Annotated in this window: 2 protein-coding genes; both read right to left on the reverse strand. The window is 66.9% G+C overall.

Annotation, left to right across the window (positions count from 1 at the left end; genetic code table 11):
* The coding region (locus RMO85_RS06335) for a polysaccharide biosynthesis protein (protein ID WP_310527624.1) at window positions 1-958 on the reverse strand (958 nt) is incomplete at its 3' end.
* Window positions 951-1,540: DegT/DnrJ/EryC1/StrS family aminotransferase (locus RMO85_RS06340; protein ID WP_310527630.1), on the reverse strand; the 590-nt coding region annotated here is incomplete at its 5' end. The genes RMO85_RS06340 and RMO85_RS06335, both read right to left, overlap by 8 nt.

The following is a 1,540-nucleotide window of genomic DNA, read 5'->3' on the forward strand; positions in this document are numbered from 1 at the left end:
TGTCGGAGGTGTAGTCGATGTGCTCGACGATCTCACCCTCGCCCTTGGAGTAGTACTTGTCGTACTGCAGCCCGCGGTCGTCGAGAGGCACCCGGAAGAAGTCGCCCTGGTCCTCGGACTTGGTGATCTCCTCGCGGGTCAGCAGGGTCTCGTGCAGCTTCTCGCCATGGCGGACGCCGATGACACGGATCTCCGCGTCGTCGAAGCCGAACAGCGTGGCCACCGCTCGAGCAAGCACGTCGACCGTCGCGCCGGGTGCCTTCTTGACGAAGAGGTCGCCCTGCTGGGCGTGGGCGAAGGCGTGCGTGACGAGGTCGACGGACTCGGACAGGGACATCAGGAACCGGGTCATCGTGGGCTCGGTCAGGGTCAGCGGACGGCCCGACTCCAGCTGCTCGATGAACAAGGGGATCACCGAGCCGCGGGAGTACATGACGTTGCCGTAGCGGGTGACGGCAACCGTCGTGTCCGAGTCGGGGCGGTTGCGGGCGAAGGCCTGCGCGGCCTTCTCCATCAGCGCCTTCGACATGCCCATGGCGTTCATCGGGTAGACGGCCTTGTCGGTGCTCAGCAGCACCAGCGTCTGCACACCTGCGTCGGCACAGGCGTCGATGACGTTCTGGCTCCCGAGCACGTTGGTCTGCACGGCCTGCATCGGGAAGAACTCGCATGAGGGGACCTGCTTGAGCGCCGCCGCGTGAAAGACGAAGTCGGTGCCACGCACGGCGTCGGTGACGCTGTGGGCGTCGCGGACGTCGCCGAGGTAGAACCGGAGACGATCATCGGACATGGTCCGGCGCATGCTGTCCTGCTTGGCCTCGTCCCGGCTGAAGATGTGGACGCGGGCGACACCCTGGTCGAGCAGGTGCTGGGCCATCACCTTGCCGAAGGAGCCGGTGCCGCCCGTGATCGCGACGGTCTTGTCGGCGACCAGATCGGGGGTCGTGATGTCAGGCATGAGTTCCCTTCGTGAAGTCGCGAATGGCGCTGGCCACCCGCTCGAACTGGTCGTCGGACAGTGACGAACCGCTGGGCAACGAGAGACCCGTGCGGAAGAGCCGCTCGCTGGCGCCGTTGGTGTAGGCGGGCAGGTGGGCGAAGACCGGTTGGAGATGCATCGGCTTCCACACCGGGCGCGACTCGATCTGGTGGCCCTCCAGGTGGAGCCTGAGATCCCCGGTCGCCCAGCCGGTCACGTCGCTGTCGACGAGGATCGAGGTCAGCCAGAAGTTGTCGTGGTTGATCGGGTCGTCGACGCCGTCGGGGGCGCCGAACAGCTCCACCCCGTTCACGTCGGCGAAGAGGTCGCGGTAGCGGCGTCGCCACTGACGGCGGCGCTCGATCATCTCCGGCAGTCGAGCCAGCTGGGCCCGGCCGAGGCCGGCCAGCAGGTTGGACATCCGGTAGTTGTAGCCGACCTCGGTGTGCTCGTAGTGCGGAGCCGGCTGCCGTGCCTGGGTGGCGAGATAGCGGATGCGCTGGGCGAAGTCGCCGTCGTCGGTGAGCAGCGCACCACCGCCCGAGGTGGTCATGATCTTGT

Source organism: Nocardioides sp., assembly GCF_031422975.1.
In the GTDB taxonomy this organism is placed as follows: domain Bacteria; phylum Actinomycetota; class Actinomycetes; order Propionibacteriales; family Nocardioidaceae; genus Nocardioides.